A 24,583-nucleotide genomic window follows, 5' to 3' on the forward strand; every position below is an offset into this window, starting at 1 on the left:
GCGCGTTATCCTCAGGTTCATCGCGAGCAAGCTCGCTCCTACAAGGTTTCCAACTGGTCGGAACGACGTTTGTAATCCGCAGCCATCGCCTGAATCTGCGGATGACCGGCGGCTGACAATGCCTTGTATGCCACCCGCAGAAACTTCAGATTGCCATTGGCCAGCGCCTTGCGCAGCCAGCCCAGCGCTTCATCGACACGACCGTCATCGGTCAGCACCGCCGCATAACTGAACTGCCCTCGAAAATCCCCACCCTCCGCCGAACGCCGATACCAGTCGCGAGCCGCTGCCGGATCCGCCGGACAGACCCGCCCCTCCTCCATATACCGACCCAACAGATTCATCGATTTCGCGTGGCCCATCTCAGCAGCACGGCGATAAAGACTCAACGCCTGCAACTGATCCTCAACCACCCCGCGACCGGTCGCCAGCAGATTGGCGTAGTTGTACATCGCCCAATCCAGCCCTGCCGCAGCGGCAAGTCGGTAATGCCTGGCCGCCAGCGATGCATCGGCAGCACAACCCCAACCATGCTCATGACAACGGCCGAGCATGTTGCGCGCCATCACATGCCCCCGTCGCGCGGCAATGTCGAACCAACGCAACGCCAGCGGCCGATCCTGAGCGATGCCCTGCCCGTCCAGTAGAATCTGCCCGAGCAACGCTTGCGCATCGAGGACATCTTCGCGGGCCGCGATCAGGATGGCCTGGGCCGCCCGGGCCGGGCTCTCGTCGAGCATGGCGCGCAGGCGTTCACCGTCGAGCGTTTCCTCGCGGCGTAAACGAAAATCTGCCACTTACACCTCCACCCAGCGACGCAGCAGATTGTGATAAGTGCCGGTGAGGCGGATCAGCGACGGATGATCGGGCACGTCGCGGGTCAGTTGCTGGATGGCCCCATCCATCTCGAACAACAGGGCGCGCTGGCTGTCTTCACGCACCAGGCTTTGCGTCCAGAAAAACGAGGCGAGTCGCATTCCGCGCGTCACCGCATTGACCTTGTGCAGGCTGGTGCCGGGGTACAGCACCATGTCACCGGCAGGCAGCTTCACCCGTTGGGTGCCAAAGGTGTCCTGGATTTCCAGCTCGCCGCCGTCGTAATCCTCGGGCTCACTGAAGAACAGCGTGGCGGACAAGTCCGTGCGTACCCGTTCGATACTGCCTTTGGGCTGGCGCACCGCATTGTCGATATGGAAGTCGAAACTGCCACCGGCGGTGTAACAGTTCACTAACGGAGGAAAGACTTTGTGCGGCAGTGCAGCCGACATGAACAGCGGGTTTTTCCACAGCCGCTCCAGCATCGCCGCGCCGATTTCCTTGGTCAGCGGATGCCCTTCAGGCAGCTGCAAATTGTGCTTGGCCTTGGCCGACTGGTAGCCGGCGGTGATCTTGCCATCAGCCCAATCGGCGTGTTCCAGAGCCTCGCGAATGCGCTGCACCTCGTCTTTTTCGAACAGGCCGGGAATGTGCAGCAGCATGACAAAGGCACCTGAAACCAAAGGGATGTCAATGGTATTGATTCTTATTGCCTGTGTAAAACACATCTGACGAGTCAGTCAGCAAAAACCGTAAGGGTAAATTGTAAAGAATGTAAATTAAGTGCGAATAGTAATATTTCGCAATTGTTACAAATACGTATTTACCCTATATTCCGCCGCCTCAAATCCTTGGGGAGGGGAATTCAAATGTCGCGTCAACAACCACAAGTACCGGTCAGTTCACCACGTCTGCTCGCATCGGCCATCGGCATGGCGATTACTGCCGGCTCTGCGGGCCATATGGTTTTCGCGGCGGAAAAAACCGACGAAAAAGCACCGGACAAAGTGATTTCGCTGGGCGCCACCGCCATCACCGGCGAAGCCCAGGACGAGACAACCTACAACGTCGAGAAAGCCTCCTCGCCCAAGTACACTGCACCGCTGATCGACACGCCACGCTCGGTGACCGTTGTTCCGCAACAAGTCCTGAAAGACACCGGCTCGCTCAACTTGCAGGACGCGTTGCGCACCGTTCCGGGCATCACCTTCGGTGCCGGTGAAGGCGGTAACCCGCAGGGCGACCGCCCGTTCATCCGCGGCTTCGACGCCCAGGGCGACACCTATCTGGACGGCGTGCGCGATACCGGTTCCCAGAGCCGCGAGATCTTCGCCGTTGAATCGATCGAAGTCAGCAAAGGCCCGAACTCCGCGTTCGGCGGCCGTGGCGCAGCCGGCGGCAGCATCAACCTGGTCAGCAAAAAGGCTCACCTGGGCGACTCCCTCGACGGTGGTTTCACCTGGGGCTCCGACCAGACCCAGCGTTACACCTTCGACGGCAACTACCAGTTCACCGACACTGCCGCTGGCCGTCTGAACCTGCTGAGCCACGAGAGCAACGTCGCCGGACGTGACAGCGTCGACTACGACCGCTGGGGTGTTGCACCGTCTCTGGCCTTCGGCCTGGGCACTGATACTCGCGTCAACCTCGACTACTACCACCTCGAAAGTAACGACACGCCGGATTCGGGCATTCCGTACTCCATCCCGGCCGCAGGTTCGGCTGCCCGTACCAAGGCCAACCCGGACAAGCCGAATGACGGCGGCGACAGCAGCAATTTCTATGGCCTGACCGACCGCGACTTCCGCAAGACCCGCACCGACACCGCGACCTTCGCCATCGAGCACGACCTGAGCGACGCACTGACCATCAAGAACACCCTGCGTCACGGCTCCAGCATGCAGGATTACATCCTGACCCAGCCGGACGACAGTAAAGGCAACGTCAACAACGGCAGTGTCTGGCGCCGCGCGAACACCCGCGTGAGCAACACCGAGACCACCACCAACCAGACCGACCTGTTTGGCGATGTCTACATCGCCGGGTTCAAGAACAGCTTCTCCACCGGCGTTGAATACACGCACGAGGAAGCTGAAAAGTCCTCGTACAACGTCAACACGGACACTACTCCGGGAACGGCAGCGGTGACTACCAACTGCTCGCCGGCACTGATCGGCGCGCCAAGCGGCTTCAACTGCACCTCGCTGTCCAACCCCACCCCGAATGATCCATGGAACGGCGCCATCTCGCGCAACTATGCCGGCACCGACACCAAGGCCAATACCTATGCGCTGTATGTGTTCGACACCCTGACGTTGTCCGAGCAGTGGCTGGTGAACATGGGCCTGCGCTACGACCATTTCGACACCGAATACAAGACCTTCAACGGTTCCAGCGTGACCACGTCCAAGGGCGATGACACCAGCGAATTCGTCACCGGTCAGTTCGGTGTGGTGTACAAACCAGCGGAAAACGGCAGCATCTATGCCTCCTACGCGACGTCTGCCACTCCGCCGGGCAACACCCTTGGCGAAGGTTCGGAAGGCAACCCGTTGGGTGGCACGCCGGATCGCAACGGCAACCTGCTCAAAAGCGACATGGAGCCGGAAACCACCAAGAACTACGAAATCGGCACCAAGTGGGATCTGTTGAACAATCGCCTGTCCCTGACCGCCGATATCTTCCGCACCGAGAAAGACAACGCTCGTGTGCAGACCAACACCACCACTTTCGAAAACGTCGGCAAAACCCGCGTTCAAGGTATCGAACTGTCGGCCAGCGGCAAGCTCACCGACAAATGGCAAGTCTTCGCCGGCTATGCCTACATGGACAGCGAGCAAATCGATGGCGGTGACCTGCCGGCCAACAAAGCCAACAACGGCAACGAACTGCCTAACACGCCGAAAAACAGCGCCAGCCTGTGGACGACCTATCAGGTCACGCCAAGGCTGACCATCGGTGGCGGTGCGTTCTATGTCGACGACGTGTTCGGCAACGTAGCCAACACCACCATGGTTGATTCCTACGTTCGTTACGACGCGATGGCCGCCTACAAGCTGAGCAAAAACGTCGACCTGCAACTGAACGTGCAGAACCTGACCGACGAAACCTACTACGACAAGGCGTTCTCGACTCACTTCGCCAACCAGGCGGCCGGTCGTACCGCTTTGCTGAGCACCAACTTCCACTTCTGATTGCCACTCACACTGCAATCCCTGTGGGAGCGAGCTTGCTCGCGATGACGTCGCCACATTCAACATTTATGTTGGCAGACACACCGCTATCGCGAGCAAGCTCGCTCCCACAGAAGAGGGTGAAGGCTGAAATCGGACCTGGCCCCGTTCATCCATATGAACGGGGCCTTTGTGCGTAAAAAAGAATGCTTCTCGACAACCCCACGGCATAATACGCGCCGTGATGAATCAATTTGAACGAACAAGGCGAGCGACGTGTTGAAGAAAACCCTGTTCCAGTTGCACTGGTTTTTCGGCATCAGCGCCGGGCTGGTCCTGGCCCTGATGGGCATCACCGGGGCAACGGTGTCGTTTCAGGATGAAATCCTGAGCACACTCAACCCTTCCGTGTTGCAGGTCGAAAAACAGGTCGCCGGTGTCCTGCCGCCCGCCGAACTGGTGGAGCACATCGAAACCGCGTCGGGCAAAAAAGTCTCGATGCTCACGGTGGAAACCGACAGCGGCAACGCCGCCAAAGTGTGGTTCACCCCACCACCGGGTGAACGCCGTGGCGAGATGCGCTACTTCGATCCGTACACCGCCGAGTTCCTGGGCGACGCTACCGGCCAGGGCTTCTTCGGCCTGATGCTGCAACTGCACCGCTTCCTCGCCATGGGCGACACGGGTCGGCAAATCACCGGTGCGTGCACGCTGATCCTGGTGTTCTTCTGCCTGTCCGGTCTGTACCTGCGCTGGCCTCGCCAGTGGAAAAGCTGGCGTGCCTGGCTGACCCTGGACTGGAAGAAAAAGGGTCGCAGTTTCAATTGGGACCTGCACTCGGTGGCTGGCACCTGGTGCCTGGTGTTTTACCTCCTGGCGGCGTTGACCGGGTTGTCCTGGTCCTACGAGTGGTACAACAAGGGCCTGACCCGGTTGCTCTCCGACTCACCGCAGAACGAGCGCGTTCGCGGCGGACGTGGCCCGGCGCCGGAAGGTCCTGCACCGACTGCCGATTACGCGTCGATGTGGAGCAGCATCTACAGCGCGGCCGGTCCGCAGCTCAGTTCCTATAACTTGCGCATGCCACCGGTGGCGGGACAACCGGCGACCGTGAACTACCTACTGAAGACTTCACCGCACGATCGCGCGCTGAACCAGATCACCCTCGACCCGGCCACCGGCGTGGTCAAGCGGGTTGACCGCTACAGCGACAAGCGCCTCAAGGCGCAACTGCTGACCAGCATTTATGCGCTGCACGTCGGCAGTTACTTCGGCATCGTCGGGCGGATCATCCTGACCCTCACCGCGCTGAGCATGCCGCTGTTCTTCGTCACCGGCTGGTTGCTGTACCTGGATCGTCGCCGCAAAAAACGCCAGATCAAAGATGCACGCCAAGGCCTTGTACAACCGGGCAGCGATGCACCGGCATGGCTGATCGGTTTCGCTAGCCAGAGCGGGTTCGCCGAGCAACTGGCCTGGCAGACCGCCGGGCAATTGCAGGCCGCAGGGTTACCGGTGAAGGTGCAGCCGCTGGCGGACGTCAGCGAGCAGGACTTGCAGGATTCGAACAACGCACTGTTCGTCGTCAGTACCTTCGGTGACGGCGAAGCGCCGGACAGCGCCAGGGGTTTCGAACGCAAGGTACTGGGCCGCACGCCAAGTCTGGAGCACCTGAACTACGCGGTCCTCGGCCTCGGCGACCGGCAATATCAACACTTCTGCGGATTCGCCAAACGCCTGCACGCCTGGCTCGGCGAGCACGGCAGCAAGACCTTGTTCGCCCCGGTGGAAGTCGACAGCGGCGATCCTTACGCGTTGCGCCACTGGCAACAGCAACTGGGCCAACTGACCGGTCACGCGCCCGTCGACACCTGGCAAGCGCCCGGCTACGACAACTGGACCCTGGCCCGTCGTGAACGGCTGAACCCGGACAGCAGCGGATCCCCGGTGTACTTGCTGGGCCTCAGCGCACCAACCACCAGCAGTTGGCTGGCAGGCGACCTGGTGGAAGTGTTGCCGCGCAATTGCCCGTGGGCCATCGAGCATTTCCTCGACGGCCTGGGAATTCACGGTGAGACCAAGGTGCACCTCAACGGCCTGGAGGAAACTCTCGAACAGGCCCTGGCCAGCCGCCAATTGCCGGAGAACCGCACCCATCTGGTTGGTCTGCACGCGCAGGCGCTGGCAGAGGCCCTCGTGCCGTTGGCCATGCGCGAGTATTCCATTGCGTCGATCCCGGCCGATGGCCTGCTCGAGCTGATCGTGCGCCAGCAAGTGCATGCCGACGGCAACCTCGGCGTCGGTTCCGGCTGGTTGACCGAACACGCGCCTGTAGGCAGCTCCATCAGCCTGCGCGTGCGGCGCAACAGTGGTTTCCATCTGCCGACGCAGCCGGTGCCGATGATCCTGCTGGGCAATGGCACGGGGCTGGCCGGATTGCGCAGCCTGCTCAAGGCGCGGATTGCCGACGGTCAGCAACGTCACTGGCTGCTGTTTGGCGAGCGCCATCGCGAGCACGACTACCTGTGCCGAAAGGAGCTGGAGGAGTGGCTGATCAATGGTGATCTGGCGCGCCTCGACCTGGCGTTTTCCCGCGATCAGGCCGAAAAGATTTACGTACAGGATCGCCTGCGTGAATCGGCAGCCGAGCTCAAGAAGTGGCTGGTGGACGGTGCGGTGATCTACATCTGCGGCAGCCTTCAAGGCATGGCTTCGGGCGTGGACCAGGTGCTCGACGAAGTGCTGGGCGCCGCCGAAGTGGAGCGCCTGATCGAACAGGGCCGCTACCGCCGCGACGTGTACTGATTCACTGAGCTACCTGTGGGAGCGAGCTTGCTCGCGATGGCGGTCTGACAGCCAACAGATTTGTTGAATGTAAAACAGTCATCGCGAGCAAGCTCGCTCCCACAGTGGCTCGGGTGTGAATCAAACCGGCTGCAGCTTCTGCTCGAATACAGACACCCCATCCAGGTCCCGCAACACCACGCTCAACTCCCCCGTTTGCCCATCGATATTCACCTCGCCAAAAAACTGAAACCCGGCAAAGGGCGAGACGTTCTGCGCCGGCGGCGCCTTCTCGAACACCGCTTCAGGACCAAAGGTTTTATCCAGCGGGTTCGGCCCGAAGCTACCCGCATTCAAAGGCCCGGCAACGAACTCCCAGAACGGTTCGAAATCCTGAAACGCCGCCCGGTCGGGGTGGTAATGATGGGCCGCGCAGTAATGCACATCCGCGGTCAGAAACAGGAAATTGCGCACCTGCTGCGCCCGCAAAAAACCGAGTAGTTCGGCGATTTCCAGTTCACGCCCCTGGGCCGGGCCGGGGTCACCGTTGGCCACCGCTTCCCATCGCGTGACACCGGGGCTGACCTCGCCGTCGGGCACGCCGAGGCCAATGGGCATGTCGGCGGCGATGACTTTCCATTGCGCGTTCGAAGCCTGCAGTTCGCGCTTGAGCCAGTCCAGTTGCTCACGACCGAGAAACGGTTTTTCAGCGCCCAGATTGTCATCGTTGGCCCCGCGATAGCTGCGCATGTCCAGCACGAACACATCGAGCAGCGGACCGTAACCGAGCTTGCGATAGATCCGCCCGTCGCCATCGGCGCCCTGCAAACGCATCGGCGCGTATTCGAGCCAGGCCTGGCGTGCGCGGCCCACCAGGTTGTGGATATCCTTGTCCTGGTAACGCGCATCCAGCTGCTTGCCCGGCGACCAGTTGTTCACCACTTCGTGGTCGTCCCACTGCCAGATCTGCGGGACCTCGGCGTTGAAGCGACGGATGTTTTCGTCCATCAGGTTGTAGCGATAGTTGCCGCGATACTCATCGAGGGTCTCGGCGACTTTGCTCTTGGCTTCGGTGGTGATGTTGCGCCACACCCGGCCACCTTCCGTGGTGAGCTGCGGCGGGATCGGGCCGTCGGCGTAAATGGTGTCGCCGCTGTGGATAAAAAAGTCCGGCAGACGCAGGCGCATTGCTTCGTAGATGCGCATGCCGCCAATGTCCGGGTTGATGCCGAAACCCTGGCCGACGGTGTCGCCACTCCAGACAAAACGGAGGTCGCGCCGGGTCTGTGGCACGCTGCGCAAGTGACCGAACCAGGGCTCGCTGGCCACGCCACTCTGGGCGTCCTCGAACTGCACGCGATAGAAAATCGCCTGGCCGGCAGGCAGCCCAGTGAGTTCGACCCTGGCAGTGAAATCGGTGCGCGCATCGGCCAGGGGCGAGACGAAGCGTCGAGGGTTGGGAAACAGGCTACGGGTGTCCCACTCCACCACCATGCGTGCAGGGCGGTCGCAGCGGCTCCAGATGATCGCCCGTTCGCCCAGCAGGTCGCCGGACTGCACGCCGTCGGTGAGTTGCGGCCGATCCTTGACCGAAGCGATCACCGCCGGCGCCAGCCCGGGCAACAACAGCCCGGCGCCGACCGCTTGCATCACACGACGACGCCCGAGGTTGAAATCGCTCATGGTGTTCTCCCTGGAAAAGGAAAAACTAAAGCATGGCCCTATGACCCTGGCATGACACAGGTCTTCCCAGCGCTGCAGATCCCTGTGGGAGCGAGCTTGCTCGCGATAGCGGTCGTTCAGCCAACAGATTTGTTGAGTGTGAATCCGTCATCGCGAGCAAGCTCGCTCCCACAGGGGACAGGTGTCAGGCGGTGACGGGCTCGACTGCCAACTCCACCACCTCCGGCCGCTTGACCAGCGCATACACCACCGCCGTCAACAGGCTCCCCGCCACAATCGCCAACAAATAAAGCAGCGCATGGTTGATCGCATTGGGGATCGCCAGCACGAACAACCCACCGTGGGGCGCCATCAGTTTGCAGCCGAAATACATCGACAGCGCACCGGTCAACGCACCGCCGGCGATGCTCGCCGGAATCACCCGCAGCGGGTCTTTCGCCGCAAACGGAATCGCCCCTTCGGAGATGAAGCACAGCCCCAGCACCAGTGCTGCCTTGCCGGCTTCGCGCTCAGTCTGCGCAAACTTGCGCCGCGCAATGAACGTGGCGATGCCCAGGCCAATCGGCGGCACCATGCCCGCGGCCATGGTCGCCGCCATCGGCGCGTAACTCTGCGACGCCAGCAACCCGACCGAGAACGCATAGGCCGCCTTGTTGATTGGCCCACCGAGGTCGACGCACATCATGCCGCCCAGCAATACACCCAGCAGAATCGCGTTGGTGGTGCCCATGCTGTCGAGGAAATGCGTGAGCCCGGCGAGCATGCCGGCGACCGGTTTGCCGACCACATAGATCATCACCAGACCGGTGAACAGACTCGCCAGCAGCGGGATGATCAGGATCGGCTTGAGCGCCTCAAGACTTTGCGGCAAACGCGCATAGCGGTTGATCGCCTTGGCCGCATAACCGGCCAGAAAACCGGCAATGATCCCGCCGATGAAGCCTGCGCCCAGGGTGCTCGCCAGCAGACCACCGATCATCCCCGGCGCGAGGCCCGGACGGTCAGCGATGGAATAGGCGATATAGCCTGCCAGCAGCGGCACCATCAGCTTGAACGCGGTGTCGCCACCGATCTGCATCAACGCCGCCGCCAGCGTGCCCTGCTCCTTGAATGCGGTGATGCCAAATACGAACGACAGGGCGATCATCAAGCCGCCGGCCACCACCATCGGCAACATGAATGACACACCGGTCAGCAGGTGTTTATAGGCGCCGGTTTTCTCTGATTTGGCTGGGCCCTTGGCGCTGCTCGAAGCGCTTTCCTGCTGGCCTTCGGCCAAGGCCTTTTTCAAGGTCGCTTCAGCTTGCTTGAGAGCGATACCGGTGCCACAGCGATAGATTTTCTTGCCGGCGAAACGCTCGGTGGCGACTTCGATATCAGCCGCCAGCAGCACCACATCGGCCTCGGCGATCGCTTGCTCGCTCAATGGATTGCGCGCGCCGACCGAGCCCTGGGTTTCCACTTGCAGGTCATAGCCCAGGCGTTTGGCCGCTTGCTGCAAGGCCTCGGCAGCCATGAACGTGTGAGCGACACCCGTCGGGCACGCGGTAACGGCCACCAGTCGCGGCGTGTTCTGGACAACCGCCACCGGCTCGACGACGGCCTCTTCGGCGACGTAAACCTGAGCGTCCTGCGCACCGCGCCGCAACACGGCTTCCACGTCTTGCAGGGCCTGGGCCGGGGTGCTCTGAAACAGCCGCTTGCCGACAAACCGCGACATGTCCACCGGCGCGCTGGTTACCAGCAGCACCCACTCGGCCGCGTCGAGGGTGGCCGCCGACAGTTGTTTTTCGGGATGGGCGGCATCGGTGATTTCGACACTGGTGCTCCAGCCCTGACGCTGAGCCGCGGCATCGAGCAGCCGGGCACACAGCACACTGGTGACCATGCCGTTCGGGCAGGCCGTAATGATGGCTAACTTCATGACAAACCCTCTTATTGTTCTGTCAGGGGACGCACGCGCACACCCTGTTCGAGCTGCGCCAGTTGCGCTGCATCGCCAATGCCGAAACCGATCTGGGTCACTGCCATCGCGGCAATCGCCGTGGCGGCGCGCAAGGTCAGCTCCGGTGTATCGGCACTGAGCAAACCGTGGAGCATCCCCGCCAGCAATGAATCGCCCGCGCCCACCGTACTGGCGACGCTGACCTTGGGCGGAGTGGCATGCAATGCCGAGCCGACGCTGAACCAGTTCACGCCCTCGGCACCATGGGAAATCACCACATGCTCGATGCCCTGGGCGTGCAAGCGCTCCGCCGCTATGGCCTGGGAACCGACCGACACGACCTCGCAGTCCAGCACCTCGGCCAGTTCTTCAGTGTTGGGCTTGATCAGCCAGGGTCCCGCTTTCAGCGCGGCACGCAACGCATCGCCGCTGGTGTCGAGGGCAACGCGCAGCCCCAGGCTTTTCAAACGCAGGATCAACGCCTGCAACCACTGCGCGCTAACGCCCAGGGGCAAACTGCCAGCAACCACCACCGCATCGTGACCCGGCGCAATCTGCTCCAGTCGCTCCATCAACGCCTGCTGCGCCGCCTCGCTGACCTGCGGCCCCGGCCCGTTGATATCGGTGACGCGCCCGTCGCTTTCCGCCAGTTTGATGTTGCTGCGGGTCTCGCCTGGAACGCGGATGAAGGCGTCGACAAAACCGCGCCTGGCGAACAGCGTTTCGAACGCTTGCAGGTTGTCTTCGCCGAGAAAGCCACTGACGGTCAATTGATGCCCGAGATCGGCCAGCACTTGCGCCACGTTCACGCCTTTGCCGGCGGCGTGGGTGTGCATCACTTCGCTACGGTTGACCTGGCCGGCTTCAAGGCGCGGCAACTGGACGGTCAGGTCCAGCGCCGGGTTGAGGGTCAGGGTGAGAATCCGGGCCATTACAGGGCCTCCACTAATGCGCGCACTTCATTGGCGCTGCCCACGGCCAGGGCCTGTCGGGCAAGGGTTTGAGTCTGAGTGAAGCCCAGTTCGCGTATTCGCGCCTTGACTTCGGCAATGCTGCGAGCGCCGACGCTAAGCTCGTCCACGCCGAGGCCGACCAGCACCGGCACCGCCAGCGGGTCAGCCGCCAGCTCGCCGCACACACCGACCCATTTGCCGTGGGCATGGGCTGCGCGCACGGTGATGTCGATCAGTTGCAGCACCGCCGGGTGCAAGCCATCGGCCTGGGCGGAAAGCGTCGGATGGCCACGGTCGATGGCCAGGGTGTATTGCGTCAGGTCGTTGGTACCGACGCTGAAAAAGTCGACCTCTTTGGCCAGCACCGGCGCCAGCAACGCCGCCGACGGCACTTCGATCATAATCCCCAGTTGCAGGTCGGCGACCGGGATTTCCTGACGCAGGCGTTCGGTCATGTCACGGGCCTGGCGCCACTCGTCCACGCTGCCCACCATCGGGAACATGATCCGCAGCGGCCGGTTGTCGGCCGCCCGCAGCAAGGCGCGCAATTGCGCCTCCATGATCTGCGGGCGCTGCAAGGTCAGGCGTATGCCACGCACGCCAAGGAAGGGGTTTTCTTCCTTCGCAATCGGCCAGTACGGCAGCGGTTTGTCGCCACCGACGTCGAGGGTGCGCACCACCAACGGTCGCCCGTCCAGGCCGTCGAGGACACGGCGGTACTCGGCTTCCTGGGTCGCTTCGTCGGGCGCTTGCGGGTGGGCCATGAAAATCAGTTCGGTGCGCAACAGGCCAATGCCTTCGGCACCCTGCTCCACCGCGCCGGTCACGCCAGCGCTTTCACCAATGTTGGCGAACACTTCTACGGCGTGGCCATCGCTGGTCAGCGCGGGTTCATGACGCCGTTCAGCAGCCGCCTTCAAGCGTTGCTCGCGGGTATCGCGTTCGGCGGTGGCGCGCTGCAAGGTCGCCGCGTCGGCGTCCACATGCAGGCGACCACGCTGGCCATCGAGCAGCAATGGCGTACCCGGCGCCAGCAGCAACACGCCGGGGCCGGCGCCGACCAGTGCCGGAATGCCCAAGGCCCGGGCAACAATCGCACTGTGCGCCGTAGCGCCACCACGGGCGGTGAGAATCCCGGCCACGCGAGCAGGGTCGAGACGCGCGACGTCGGACGGGCCAACCTCGTCCATCACCAGAATGTACGGCTGATCCGGTTCGCTCGGGGTTTCGATGCCACTGAGCTGCATCAGCACCCGACGCCCGATGTCACGCAAGTCGGCTGCGCGCTCGGCGAGCAAGGCATCCTGCAAGGCTTCCTGTTGCCGGGCCGCCGCTTCAATCACAGCCATCCACGCCGCCTCGGCGCTTTCGCCCTGCTTGAGGCGCGCATCGACCTCATCGGTCAGTTCCGGGTCGTCGAGCATCTCTTGGTGAGTGATGAAGATTTCGCGAATGGCCTTGCTTTTACTGCGCTCGATCAAGCCCTGAATGTCACGGCGTACCTGCGCCAGGGCTTGCTGGAGACGCTCACGCTCGATGCCGGCGGACTCGCCGCGCAACGGGTACTCGATGGTTTGCAGCACTTGAATATGCGCCGGGCCGATGGCGATCCCCGGGGCGGCGGCAATCGCCTGGACCACGCTGCCTGACACCGGGGCAAGGATCACTTCGACCATCTCGGCAACGACTTCGCGTGCCTGGCTTACTGGCGGCAGCGGTTCGACTTCCTCTCCGAGGCCCTCTTCGATGGCCGCCAACAAGACGGGCAATGCGTCAGCCGCGATGCCCGGTTCGGCAATGATTTCCAGAACCTGCCCCCGACGGGCGCCGAGGCTGAGCAACTTGCTCAAGCTCTTTACCGACACCGCGCTGTCGTGACCATCGACAATGCGCACGCGGATGTCACCTTCAAAACTCTTTGCCAGTTGCGCGAGGATTTTCGCCGGCCGCGCATGCAAACCGTGGGCGTTGGCCAATGCAATTCGCGCGCTGGGCCAGTCGGCGGGCACTTCACCACCGAGCACTTCGAGGACTTTGCGGCTGCTGGTGGCGCGCCCCAATTCATGGCCACGCCCTTCGATCAACAACGCGCACAGGCGTTCGAGCAGCGCTTGATGGGCCTCACCGAGGCTGGCCAGGCAGAACAGCCCATTGAGCGGCTGGCCGAGATAGCGCAGCGGTTTGTCCGGGGTGACGAAGGCCAGGCCCGGGCGCTTCACCGTCTGCTCGCTGTGCAGCCACCACAGGCCATCGCCCAGGGGCAGCGCTTCAACCTGCTGCAGCACGGCAGAAAAACCATTGCTCACGCAGTCGGCCTGCCGCAGCAAACGTGCGCCGCGCCAGACCAGCTCTTCGAAATCTTCGGCCGCCACACCCAGGCCGATCATCTGCGCGTCCAGCGCCAGTTCTTGCGGCGCGCCTTGCAACAACTTCAGCAAGGCTTCGGCGGAACTGGCGCGACGCAGGGCCTGGCCCAGGTCAGTTTCGCCGAGGGCGCGGGTGAGCAATTGCAACAGGCGCAGATGTTCATCGGATTTGGCGGCGATACCGATCGCCAGGTAAACGATATGGCCGTCGCCCCAGTCCACACCATCAGGGAACTGCATCAGGCGCACACCGGTGGTGAACACCAGCTCACGGGTTTCAGGCGTACCGTGGGGGATGGCAATACCTTGACCGAGAAAGGTCGAGCCCTGGGCTTCCCTCGCCTGCAAGCCAGCGAGGTAGCCCTCGGCAACCAGGCCGTCGGTGACCAGGTGCCCGGCCAGCAATTGCAGCGCTGCGGACTTATCCACGGCCGACTGGCCCATGGAAATCTGCTCTACAGTGAGCTCGAGCATGCTTTCTCCTTTTTGGCGCCTTGGGGCACCAGGTATTGTTTTGAATGAGTCAGCTTAGGCGCTTGGTCATCGCTTTTGGCGGTTTCACGGCAGAACCGGCCAAAGACGCCTATAACGTAGAAAATACGCCTGCTGAAACGTTTAATCTAGATTGGATGGCACGTTACTCGATATTGGCCCATCCTTGAAGCCCAACTTGTCGGATGCGTTGCGACAATGGTCGCCTGCCTTAATCGGTTAGGATTGACAAAAATGTCGAGGCAATCTCGAAAAAACAAGGAAACAGCGGGTTGAAACTCAGTGATATCGCCCAGTTGGCCGGTGTGTCCGTCACCACCGCCAGCTATGTCATCAATGGCAAGGCCGAACAACAGCGCATCAGCAGCGCCACCGTCGAACGCGTGCGCGCGGTCGTCGAACTGCATGGCTTCACGCCTAATCCACAGGCCGCCGGCTTGCGCAGCCGACACACGCGCACTTTGGGCTTCATTCTGCCGGATCTGGAAAACCCCAGTTACGCGCGAATCGCCAAATTGCTGGAGCAAGGTGCGCGAGCCCTGGGCTATCAATTGCTGATCGCCAGTTCCGACGATGCACCGGACAGTGAACGGCAATTGCTGCAACTGTTCCGCGCCAGGCGCTGCGACGCACTGATCGTTGCCAGTTGCCTGCCGACCGGCGACGACAGCTATCGCCAGTTGCAGGCCAAGGGCATACCGATCATCGCCATCGACCGGATCATGGATCCCGAGCATTTCTGTTCGGTGATCAGCGACGACCGCGAGGCCAGCCTGCAACTGACCCACAGCCTGCTGGAGCCGCTGCCCAGGCAGATCGCGCTGATCGGCGCCCGCCCGGAGCTGAGCATCAGCCAGGAACGTGCCGCCGGCTTCAAAGAGGCTCTCGCCGGGTTCAATGGCGAGGTGCTGATCGAAGAAGGTGAATCCTTCAGCCGCGAGTGCGGTCAACAATTGATGGAAGAGTTGCTGCAGCGCCTGGGCCACTTGCCCGATGCCCTGGTGACCACCTCCTACGTGCTGCTTCAGGGCGTGTTCGATGCGCTGCACGACTTCCCGCTGAGAAACCGTCCGCTGCGTCTCGGCACGTTCGGCGATACCCAGTTGCTGGACTTCCTGCCACTGCCAGTCAACGCCATGGCCCAGCAACATCAACTGATCGCCGACAAGGCCCTCGCGCTGGCCCTGGCAGCCATCGAGCAATCGGATTACCGGCCCGGCGTGCAAGCCATCCCGCGCACGTTCAAGCAGCGCATTGTTCAGGACTGAGCCGTGGAGCTGATCGACACCCACACCCATCTGGATTTTCCGGACTTCGATGCCGACCGCCAGGCGCTGCTGGCCCAAAGCCGCGCCCTCGGAGTGCGACGGATCGTGGTGCTGGGGGTTTATCAGGCCAATTGGCAGCGGGTCTGGGAGCTGGTGCAGAGTGATCCCGACCTGTACGCCGCGTTCGGATTGCACCCGGTGTATCTGGACGACCATCGACCGCAACACCTGAGCGAACTCGGTGACTGGCTGACTCGATTGGCCGGTCATCGGCAACTGTGTGCGGTGGGCGAGATCGGCCTGGACTACTTCATCGAAACCCTGGACCGCGACCGCCAGCAGGCGTTGTTCGAGGCGCAATTACAACTGGCGGTGGATTTCAATCTTCCTGCATTGATCCATGTGCGGCGCAGCCATGCGGCGGTGATTGCCACGCTCAAACGGTTTCGCCCGAAACGGGCCGGCATCATCCACGCCTTCGCCGGCAGCCAGGAAGAGGCCCGCGAATACATCAAGCTCGGTTTCAAGCTCGGCCTTGGTGGCGCCCCGACCTGGCCGCAGGCGCTGCGCATGCACCGCGTGCTGGCCGAGTTACCGCTGGATTCGGTGGTGCTGGAAACCGACTCGCCAGACATGCCCCCTGCCATGTTCCCCGGCCAGCGCAACAGTCCGGCACACTTGCCGGCGATCTGCACGGCACTGGCGCAATGGATGGCGATCAGCCCGCAACGACTGGCGGCTGCCAGCACCGCCAACAGCTGCGAAGTGTTCGGCTGGTAATCAGTCGACGTGAGCCTTGGCGGCCTCCAGGATCAGCGTCAGGTGCTGGCGTCGGCGGAAATAACGGACCACCGCGAAGTACACGAATATGACGATCAGCGAAGCATTCAGCTGTTCGATGACGCTGAGCATGCCCAACCACTCCATCACCAACGCCACCAGCAAGGCAGTGCAGACCATGATCCGCAGGCTGGCGCGTAACAGCGAAAAAGAATCGAGGGACTTGAAACGTCTGAACTGTTCCGGACAACATAACTGAACGCGTTTCTGACAGTGAGTACAGGTAAACGCTTCATTGATCGCGATGGCATTGAGTTGCCAGGGTTGAAGCCGCAATGTGCGCTGACAATGCGCACAGCGTCCCTGGATCCCTATTGTTGCAGCAGACATAACCGGGTTTCCTCCATGAAGTAAGCTGCGTAACTCTTCCTTGATTGACATCCAAAATCCAGTGCACGGAGAGAATCAGGAGAACTCCCACCCGCAAAGGGAAAAAGTATTACGAAACTTTCTTACAGTACACCAAAAACTGTGGGTGCGACTGTCTTCACCATGCCACTCGTCACCGCCATTCGGTGCCCGCGAAGACGGAGAGTCGGGCGACATCGATGCTGAATATGCCGGCCTTTTCGCGGGCAAGTCGGATCGCCGCCCGCTCCTACAGGGGCTCGTGGAGTTTTTCAGACCCTGAATGCACTGATCAACTGTTTCAACTCCACGACCTGGGCCGACAACGCCCGGCTGGCATTTTCGGTCTGATGTGCACCTTCAGCGGTACGCTCGCCGGCGCGATTGATCTCGACAATGTTCTGGTCGATGTCGTGGGCCACGGCGGTTTGTTGCTCCACGGCGGCGGCAATCTGCTGGTTCTGGTCGACGATCATGCCGACCGCGCCCAGGATGTTTTCCAGCGCCCGCTGGACCTTCTCCGACTGACCCACCGTGCCGCTGGCCATTTCATGGCTGGTGCCCATGGCCTTGACCGCCGCGCCGACACCGCCATGAAGCCTGGCGATCATCTGCTCGATTTCTTCGGTCGATTGCTGGGTTCGTTTGGCCAGGGTCCGGACTTCATCGGCGACCACGGCGAAACCACGGCCCTGCTCACCGGCCCGTGCGGCCTCGATGGCGGCATTGAGCGCCAGCAGATTGGTCTGCTCGGCGATGCTCTTGATCACTTCGAGCACGCGGCTGATGGACTGGCTGTCGTTGGCCAGTTGATTGATCACCAGCACCGATTGATCGATCTCGCTGGCCAGCGCGGCAATGCTGCCTTGCTGCGACTCCACCAGACCACGACCACTGATGGTCTCATCGTTGACACTGTGGGCACTGCTCACCGCCGCCGCGGCACTGCGCGCCACCTCCTGGGAAGTGGCCGACATCTGGTTCATGGCCGTGGCCACTTGTTCGATTTGCGTGCGCTGCCCGGCGACGGCCTGGTTGCTTTGCGCGGAAACGTTTTCCACTTGCCCGGCCTGTCGCTCGACTTCGCTGACGGTCTGCCCCACCCGCTCGATCAGGTCATGGATTTTCTTCACGGTACCGTTGAACACCTCGCCCAGCTCCCCCAGTTCATCGCGGCTATGGGCGCTGAAGGTCACGGTCATGTCGCCGGCCGCCACCTTGTCCATCACCGCCCCCAGGCGCTTGAGCGTGGTGCGGGTCGAGACATAGAAAGCGCCGTAGAGATAAAAGATCAGCACAAATACGACTGACAGCGCCACGGCCTGCAAGACCATGTGCGTGCGGTTCTGGTCCAGGCGTTGCTGTAACTGCGGGCCCATATACTTCAGGGTCGCCACGTTGAGTTGGTAAGTCTGGTCCATCAGGGTGCTGACCTGATCGTAAAAACCCTGCCACGGCGCATCGAGGGTGTCGGCCATGATCACTTGCTCTTCGAACAGCTCGCTGGCTTTCTTCAAGGATGCCCGGCTGCTGTCGGCCTGAGCGGCCAAGGTATCGCGTGCGGCTTTGCTGGAACCCAGGGCATCCTGCAGTTTCAGGCCATACTCGGCCTGGAGCTTTTCAATCTGCGCCAGCAATTCATCGAAACGGGTACTCGAAGCCGAGTTGATGAAACCCTGCCCCAACGAATAGGAACCCATTGCCCGACCTTCGCCCAGGAGCTGGGTGACCCGTGGCGTGACAAGTGTGATGAGCTCGCTCAACTGACGCATGTCGCTCTGGTTGTCGCGACTGAGGCCGGCCTGACTGGTGATGAGCTGGCTGAAAATCTGCGCGCTGCCGACCAGTTTGCCGATCAGGGCACTTTTGCTTTGCAGGGAGTTTTCCGTTTGCTGGGCCTTGAACGCGGCGATCATTTCATCGCGTTTGCCATCAAACACCACGACCTGCTCCGGGTCGCTGGTCATCGCCGTCAGCCCTTGCAGGTGAGTCAGAATATTCTGCTCAAGGGCGCTGATTTTCGATTCGACATTGCCAGCCTTGCCGGACTGGCCGAGGCTGACATTGATCTGCACCAGGTTGTTCAGGGTTTCCAGATCGCGCCGCAGCGTCAGGCTGCTGCCCAACAGGTCGAGACTTTGCAGTTCGATGCGCGTGCCCTGGAATTCGCGATAGGAGTCACGCACCAGATAGAAGTTGGTCACCAGCATCGGCACCAGGAACAGTACGCTGATCAGGCTGAACTTCATGCCGAAGCTCAGGCGGTTCATCAGTGCGACAGCGGGATAGAGCAAGCTCTTCACTGGATGTCTCCCTTCAATTTCTTATTTTTTTATTGGCGGGCGCAGACAGACGGCAGATAGCCACTATTCAGCGCTATCTCTGTATAACTTAAATCGGCAGGGGGTTTTGTAACTTAAGGTTAACGACAGAAGTCCGCGAACGATACGAAGTGAACTCAATGTGGCGAGGGGGCTTGCCCCCTCGCCACAATGGCTCAGTGCAGGACTAATGCAGGACCGTCCACAACGCAAACCCGGCATACCAGAGTGCTGCGGCACGCAGCAGCAGCTCCCAGATGCGGTCCAGGTTGTTGATACCTTCTGCGCCAGCCACCGGTGCTGGAATTTCACCGGCCACCAGCCCGACTTTCACAATCAATTGCGCGGCGCTGATGTTCCAGTTCAGCAGCTCATGCAGCATGACCCGGCTGACCGCGACAAAATTGCCGACCAATGCCAGGCTCGCCGCCAGCAGACGCACCGGCAACCAGTCGAAGGCGTGACGCAGTTGCCCGGCGCGTTCGACCAACGCCGGGTTTTTCCCGTGTTCTTCGGCCAGCGCCAGCAACCGATAGCTCAGCGCCGCGACCGGACCCAGCAGGAAGTACCAGAAAATCACCGCGAAAAAACTATGGTAGGCCTCCCACAGTAAATGCCCTTCGACCTGTTCCAGCAGTTGCTCGCCACTGTCGGCGCAAATATCCAGATCGCGCTTGGCGACATGGGCCGCCGCTTGCAAGTCCTCCCGACGCCAGGCATCGCGGAACGGCCCGAGATCGCCCAGCAGATCACCGCGCCCCAGGCTGTAAATCACCACCAGCAAATGAACCGGCAACGCCAGCAACCCGTAGGCCACCGGCTCAATGACGACCAGCAGCAAGCCCAGCAATGCCACCGGCAACAAGACCAATACCGCCAACACCATCCAGGGTCGGCCAGAAAGTCGCGGGCTGGCCTCAAGCTTGTTCAGCTCCTGTGTCCAGCCACTGTCACGCTGAACACGATGACGCAAGGCCGAGAACTTCTCGATCCACACCGCCAACAGCAATACCAGAAAACTCATCGTCCTTCCTCTTGTGCCAGGGCGGCACGATAGCGTGCCCAGTCGAACGCCGGCCCTGGATCGGTTTTGCGCCCCGGTGCAATGTCGCTGTGCCCGCAGATGCGCTCTGTAGTGATTGCCGTGAACGCCTGCTGCAACTGGCGGGTCAGGGCTGTCAACGCGCTGTATTGCGCGTCGGTGAACGGTAGATCATCCGTGCCTTCCAGTTCGATGCCCACGGAAAAATCGTTACAGGTTTCCCGTCCCTCGAAGCTCGAAACACCCGCATGCCACGCACGTTCGAGGCATGAAACGAACTGGGTGACGGTACCGTCACGCTCGATCAGAAAGTGCGCGGACACCCGCAAATCCGCAATCCCTTCAAAATAGGGATGTTCGGTGACATCCAGACGATTCTGGAAAAACGCCTGCACCTTGCCGGTGGCGAACTGCGCCGGTGGCAGGCTGATGTTGTGGATTACCAGCAGGGAAATTTCGCCTGTGGGGCGCGCATTGAAGTTGGGTGAGGGGCAGACATGCACACCTTGAAACCAACCGCTCGCGGGGTCCAACTGCATACCGACTCCTTTGACGTCGACTGTGTTGGCACAGTATGCCGTGATAATCCCTCCGGGCGCGATCACTTGCCGCGATTGAGGCGCTGGAGGTTGTCGCTCTCAAACCGGCGTTTGTTCGCAATCGATGACCAACGCCGCCAACGACAGGGATTCGACCAAATGCAGGTGCCAGCGCCAATGTAACGTGCTGATGCCTTGGGTTGGTCGCTGCCATGGCCCTATAATCGGTCCACTTTGTTTGTGGAGTCCGTTATGCCGAATCTACGTCTCGCCGATCTGACCGCCGAAATCGAAGCCAACGTGCGCCGTGCGTTGCGTGAAGACATCGGCAGCGGCGACATCACCGCGCAGTTGATCCCGGCCGAACGCCTGGCCAAAGCCACCATCATTACCCGCGACGCAGCCGTCATCAGCGGCACCGCCTGGGTGGATACCGTGTTCCGGCAACTGGACCCGCGGGTGGCGGTGCATTGGCAGGTTGCCGACGGTGAACGGGTGAAGCCCAATCAGGTGCTGTTCCACCTCGAAGGCCCAGCGCGCTCACTGCTGACCGGCGAACGCAGCGCCCTGAACTTCCTGCAATTGCTTTCCGGCGTGGCGACTCGCGCGCAATACCTGGCGGACTTCGTGGCCGAGACTCAGGTCAAACTGCTCGATACCCGTAAAACGCTACCGGGGCTGCGCCTGGCGCAAAAGTACGCCGTGACCTGCGGCGGTTGCCATAACCACCGTATCGGCCTTTATGACGCCTTCCTGATCAAGGAAAACCACATCGCCGCCAGCGGCGGCATTGCGCAGGCCATCGCCGCCGCGCACAAGATCGCCCCGGGAAAACCGGTCGAGATTGAAGTGGAAAGCCTGGATGAACTCAAAGAAGCGCTGGCGGCCGGTGCCGACATCATCATGCTCGACGAACTGAGCCTGGACGACATGCGCGAAGCCGTGCGCCTGAATGCCGGCAAGGCCAAACTGGAGGCCAGCGGCGGGATCAACGAAAGTACGTTGCTGCCGATTGCACAGACCGGGGTGGATTACATTTCGATCGGTGCGATGACCAAGGATGTGAAGGCGGTCGATCTGTCGATGCGACTGAGTCTCTGATCACACGTATGAATTGCCAAAACTGTAGGAGCGAGCTTGCTCGCGATGGTCGTTAACGATAACGCTTGTTTACTGGTTAAACATGGCGCTCTCGGGAACATCGCGAGCAAGCTCGCTCCTACAGGAGTGTCAAACCACCAGATTGTTCATCTCGCAGTACTCTTCCCATTCGACGCCCAACACCTCGGCCGCCTCCTTGTGCAGCGCCATGCGCGCCGCCTCGAACTCTGCCGGAGTCGTCGTGTACTTGAGGCTCAATTCCCACGGCTGCAAGCCCTGGGCTTCCGCCTCGTCCTCGAAAGCCCATTGAATCTGGTCTTTCTGATCATCGGCACTCAGGTCCTTGATCTCTTCCATCAGATCCGGCACATCCAGCACGTACTTCTTCAGCGCTTCTTCGTGTCTGGCTTCTTGGGTCAATTCTTTTATTGTCATGGCGTTCTCGTTGATCTGGGGAATGGAAGATGGATCTGGATCATCAAGGATCTCTCTGACGCAAAAAAACCGTATGAAGCGCGGTTTGTCTGGCCTTCAGAACCATTCGGGATCATCTGAAAACAAGTCTTGCTGGTGCCCGAGACAGGAATCGAACCTGCGACCTTCGCGTTACGAGTGCGCTGCTCTACCGGCTGAGCTACACGGGCGGTGGGCTAAACCTAGCACTGACTTCAGGGGCAGGCAACTTCCGGAACGTCTCAATTTCCTGCAGACAAAAAAATGCCCCACCGTTTTCACGGCGGGGCATTTTTTACAACGTTGAAGCGGTGAGGCGGGAGGCGCGATTAAACGCCCGAAGCCTTGGCGGCTGCCACGTCTTTGATGGACAGCTTGATACGGCCGCGGTTGTCCACGTCCAGTACCAGTACTTCCACTTCCTGGCCTTCTTTCAGGATGTCGGTCACTTTCTCGACGCGAGCATCGCTCAGCATGGAGATGTGAACCAGACCATCCTTGCCCGGCAGGATGTTGACGAATGCGCCGAAGTCGACGATGCGCTCAACCTTGCCGACGTAGATCTTGCCGATTTCGGCTTCAGCGGTGATGCCCAGAACGCGCTGACGAGCAGCTTCTGCCGCTTCCTTGGTTTCGCCGAAGATCTTGATCGAACCGTCGTCTTCGATGTCGATCGAAGCCTTGGTCTCTTCACAGATCGCACGAATGGTCGCGCCGCCTTTACCGATGACATCACGGATTTTGTCGGTGTCGATTTTCATCGCGATCATGGTCGGAGCGTTGGCCGACAGTTCGGTACGCGACTGGCCGATGATCTGGTTCATCTGGCCGAGGATGTTCAGGCGCGCTTCCAGGGCTTGGCCCAGAGCGATTTCCATGATTTCTTCGGTGATGCCCTTGATCTTGATGTCCATCTGCAGCGCGGTGACGCCTTTGGCGGTACCGGCTACCTTGAAGTCCATGTCGCCCAGGTGGTCTTCGTCACCCAGGATGTCGGTCAGGACGGCGAATTTCTCGCCTTCTTTAACCAGACCCATGGCGATACCGGCAACCGGCGCCTTCATCGGCACACCAGCGTCCATCAGGGCCAGGGAAGCGCCGCAAACGGAAGCCATCGAGCTCGAACCGTTGGATTCGGTGATTTCCGAAACCACGCGGATGGTGTACGGGAACACATCAGCGGCAGGCAGCATGGCCGAAACCGAACGACGGGCCAGACGGCCGTGACCGATTTCGCGACGACCAGCGCCACCCATGCGACCACACTCGCCTACCGAGAACGGAGGGAAGTTGTAGTGCAGCATGAACGGGTCTTTCTTCTCGCCTTCCAGGGTGTCCAGCAGTTGTGCGTCACGGGCGGTGCCCAGAGTTGCAACGACCAGGGCCTGGGTTTCGCCACGGGTGAACAGTGCCGAACCGTGGGTTTTTGGCAGAACACCGACTTCGATGTTCAACGGACGTACGGTCTTGGTGTCGCGACCGTCGATACGTGGCTTGCCGTTTACGATGTTTTCGCGAACGGTGCGGTATTCGATTTCGCCGAAAGCCGCTTTGACTTCGCTGGAAGAAGGCTGGCCTTCTTCACCGGACAGCTTGGCAACGACCTGATCCTTCAACTCGCCCAGGCGAGCGTAACGGTCGGCCTTGACGGTGATGGTGTAGGCCTGGGAGATCGCTTCGCCGAACTCGGCACGGATCGCGCCCAGCAGTTCGGTGGCTTCTGGCGCAGGAGCCCAGGTCCAGGTTGGCTTGGCAGCTTCAGCGGCCAGTTCTTTGACGGCGTTGATCACAACCTGGAACTCGTCGTGAGCAAACAGTACCGCGCCCAGCATCTGGTCTTCGGTCAGCTCTTTGGCTTCCGATTCAACCATCAGTACGGCGTCCGAAGTACCGGCAACGACCATGTCCAGGCTCGAAGCAGCCTGTTGCTCGTAGGTCGGGTTCAGCAGGTAGCCGGTGCTTTCGTGGAAGGCAACGCGGGCAGCGCCGATCGGGCCATCGAAAGGAATGCCGGAGATCGCCAGTGCAGCCGAGGTACCGATCATCGCAGCGATGTCCGGATCGGTCTTCTTGCTGGTGGAAACGACGGTGCAGACAACCTGCACTTCGTTCATGAAGCCTTCCGGGAACAGCGGACGGATCGGACGGTCGATCAGTCGGGAAGTCAGGGTTTCTTTCTCGGAAGGACGGCCTTCGCGCTTGAAGAAACCGCCAGGGATCTTACCGGCAGCGTAAGTCTTTTCCTGGTAGTGAACAGACAGAGGGAAGAAGCCCTTGCCTGGATCGGCTTGCTTGGCACCGACTACGGTCACCAATACGCTGACGTCGTCGTCAACGGTGACCAATACTGCGCCGGAGGCCTGACGGGCGATACGGCCAGTCTCGAGGGTAACGGTCGACTGACCGAACTGGAATTTTTTGATTACCGGGTTCACGGTGTCCTACCTTCTTTGTGGCTC

General features: G+C 61.1%; 17 protein-coding genes and 1 tRNA gene. 5 read left to right on the top strand and 13 right to left on the bottom strand.

Annotated elements, in window-relative coordinates; translation table 11 throughout:
- Positions 1–38: 38 nt before the first annotated feature.
- Together ACM6IK_RS10480 and ACM6IK_RS10485 are read right to left on the bottom strand one after the other, a co-directional pair.
- On the bottom strand, positions 39–797 hold the full coding sequence (locus ACM6IK_RS10480) for a tetratricopeptide repeat protein (RefSeq protein WP_414874237.1): 759 nt from the start codon (positions 795–797) through the stop codon (positions 39–41).
- Entirely contained in the window at positions 798–1,478 is a 681-nt protein-coding gene (locus tag ACM6IK_RS10485) for a Fe2+-dependent dioxygenase (protein ID WP_414874238.1), read from the bottom strand. It lies immediately after the preceding gene.
- Positions 1,479–1,685: 207 nt separating this feature from the next.
- Between ACM6IK_RS10485 and ACM6IK_RS10490 the strand changes: the two genes are divergently transcribed.
- On the top strand, positions 1,686–4,010 hold the full coding sequence (locus tag ACM6IK_RS10490; protein ID WP_414874239.1) for a TonB-dependent receptor: 2,325 nt from the start codon (positions 1,686–1,688) through the stop codon (positions 4,008–4,010).
- A gap of 255 nt (positions 4,011–4,265) precedes the next feature.
- The gene (locus ACM6IK_RS10495; RefSeq protein WP_414874240.1) at positions 4,266–6,794 is read left to right on the top strand and encodes a PepSY domain-containing protein; all 2,529 of its coding nucleotides are present in this window, start codon (positions 4,266–4,268) and stop codon (positions 6,792–6,794) included.
- A 120-nt stretch (positions 6,795–6,914) separates the two neighbouring features.
- Here ACM6IK_RS10495 and ACM6IK_RS10500 read toward each other — a convergent pair whose 3' ends face one another.
- From ACM6IK_RS10500 to ptsP, 4 genes are all read right to left on the bottom strand, one after another.
- Positions 6,915–8,456: an alkaline phosphatase D family protein gene (locus tag ACM6IK_RS10500; RefSeq protein WP_414874241.1), complete on the bottom strand. Its 1,542-nt coding sequence runs from the start codon at positions 8,454–8,456 to the stop codon at positions 6,915–6,917.
- 184 nt (positions 8,457–8,640) lie between these two features.
- Positions 8,641–10,380 carry a PTS fructose-like transporter subunit IIB gene (locus ACM6IK_RS10505; RefSeq protein ID WP_414874242.1) on the bottom strand — a complete coding sequence of 580 codons (1,740 nt, stop codon included), beginning with the start codon at positions 10,378–10,380 and terminating at the stop codon, positions 8,641–8,643.
- Between the two features lie 11 nt (positions 10,381–10,391).
- Positions 10,392–11,333: a 1-phosphofructokinase gene (gene pfkB / locus ACM6IK_RS10510; protein ID WP_414874243.1), complete on the bottom strand. Its 942-nt coding sequence runs from the start codon at positions 11,331–11,333 to the stop codon at positions 10,392–10,394.
- Positions 11,333–14,194, bottom strand: coding sequence for a phosphoenolpyruvate--protein phosphotransferase (gene ptsP, locus ACM6IK_RS10515; protein ID WP_414874244.1), 2,862 nt, complete (start codon positions 14,192–14,194; stop codon positions 11,333–11,335). Before ptsP ends, pfkB begins: the two co-directional genes overlap by 1 nt.
- Positions 14,195–14,484: 290 nt before the next feature.
- Here ptsP and cra point away from each other — a divergent pair, with 290 nt between their 5' ends.
- Both cra and ACM6IK_RS10525 read left to right on the top strand, forming a co-directional pair.
- Entirely contained in the window at positions 14,485–15,480 is a 996-nt protein-coding gene (cra, locus tag ACM6IK_RS10520; protein WP_414874245.1) for a catabolite repressor/activator, read from the top strand.
- Between the two features lie 3 nt (positions 15,481–15,483).
- A complete protein-coding gene (locus ACM6IK_RS10525; RefSeq protein WP_414874246.1) occupies positions 15,484–16,260 on the top strand; it encodes a TatD family hydrolase in 777 nt (258 codons plus the stop codon).
- On the opposite strand, the gene ACM6IK_RS10530 is transcribed toward ACM6IK_RS10525, so the two are convergent.
- From ACM6IK_RS10530 to ampD, 4 genes are all read right to left on the bottom strand, one after another.
- Positions 16,261–16,650: a hypothetical protein gene (locus ACM6IK_RS10530; RefSeq protein WP_414874247.1), complete on the bottom strand. Its 390-nt coding sequence runs from the start codon at positions 16,648–16,650 to the stop codon at positions 16,261–16,263. It abuts the gene before it with no gap.
- 290 nt (positions 16,651–16,940) lie between these two features.
- Positions 16,941–18,971, bottom strand: coding sequence for a methyl-accepting chemotaxis protein (locus ACM6IK_RS10535; RefSeq protein WP_414874248.1), 2,031 nt, complete (start codon positions 18,969–18,971; stop codon positions 16,941–16,943).
- 205 nt (positions 18,972–19,176) lie between these two features.
- Positions 19,177–20,013 carry a regulatory signaling modulator protein AmpE gene (gene ampE / locus ACM6IK_RS10540; RefSeq protein WP_414874249.1) on the bottom strand — a complete coding sequence of 279 codons (837 nt, stop codon included), beginning with the start codon at positions 20,011–20,013 and terminating at the stop codon, positions 19,177–19,179.
- Positions 20,010–20,570, bottom strand: a complete 561-nt coding sequence (gene ampD / locus ACM6IK_RS10545; RefSeq protein WP_414874250.1) for a 1,6-anhydro-N-acetylmuramyl-L-alanine amidase AmpD — start codon at positions 20,568–20,570, stop codon at positions 20,010–20,012. Before ampD ends, ampE begins: the two co-directional genes overlap by 4 nt.
- Positions 20,571–20,822: 252 nt before the next feature.
- Between ampD and nadC the strand changes: the two genes are divergently transcribed.
- Entirely contained in the window at positions 20,823–21,671 is an 849-nt protein-coding gene (gene nadC, locus ACM6IK_RS10550; protein WP_414874251.1) for a carboxylating nicotinate-nucleotide diphosphorylase, read from the top strand.
- 129 nt (positions 21,672–21,800) lie between these two features.
- On the opposite strand, the gene ACM6IK_RS10555 is transcribed toward nadC, so the two are convergent.
- The 3 genes from ACM6IK_RS10555 to pnp all read right to left on the bottom strand — a co-directional run bounded on the left by ACM6IK_RS10555 (position 21,801) and on the right by pnp (position 24,559).
- Positions 21,801–22,106 (bottom strand): DUF6388 family protein, encoded by a 306-nt coding sequence (locus tag ACM6IK_RS10555; protein ID WP_414874252.1) that lies wholly within the window; start codon positions 22,104–22,106, stop codon positions 21,801–21,803.
- A 133-nt stretch (positions 22,107–22,239) separates the two neighbouring features.
- A tRNA-Thr gene (locus ACM6IK_RS10560) sits at positions 22,240–22,315 on the bottom strand.
- A 138-nt stretch (positions 22,316–22,453) separates the two neighbouring features.
- Positions 22,454–24,559, bottom strand: a complete 2,106-nt coding sequence (gene pnp, locus ACM6IK_RS10565) for a polyribonucleotide nucleotidyltransferase (protein ID WP_007915263.1) — start codon at positions 24,557–24,559, stop codon at positions 22,454–22,456.
- Positions 24,560–24,583 lie beyond the last annotated feature (24 nt).

This window comes from Pseudomonas sp. IT-196MI5 (genome assembly GCF_949767415.1).
Lineage (GTDB): Bacteria > Pseudomonadota > Gammaproteobacteria > Pseudomonadales > Pseudomonadaceae > Aquipseudomonas.